The 349-nt window shown below is 55.3% G+C and carries 1 protein-coding gene; it reads left to right on the forward strand.

The window, feature by feature from the left end:
• On the forward strand, nt 1-349 hold a 349-nt coding region (locus I8N66_RS36885), incomplete at both ends, for a hypothetical protein (RefSeq protein ID WP_291165448.1).

Consider the following 349-nt stretch of genomic DNA (forward strand, 5'->3'; position numbering starts at 1 on the left):
GAATGGCGGTTCCAGGAGATCGAGAAAACCCCCGGTCAGCCGAGTACCTTCGTATTTACTGGAATCAATCCTGCGCCGCTCCTCGCAGAACCGTTTCTCATACCGGACGGATCAATCGGGCGTGACGTTCAGTTCCGCCGCCGGCTTAAGGCGCTGCGAGCTCTAAAGGATCACCACGAACTTCTTCGGATGATTACCGACCCGCGCCGGCGTGTTGTCGAAACTCACGATTCCATTGAAGAGGACGAAGCCTTTTTAAAGCTTGACGAGCCAAAGCAAGAGGCGCTGCGGGAATTAACAGCGACGCTCCCACTGTATTTGGTTCAAGGTCCTCCTGGCGTGGGTAAGA

The sequence above is a fragment of the Ensifer sp. SSB1 genome (genome assembly GCF_016652895.1).
In the GTDB taxonomy this organism is placed as follows: domain Bacteria; phylum Pseudomonadota; class Alphaproteobacteria; order Rhizobiales; family Rhizobiaceae; genus Ensifer.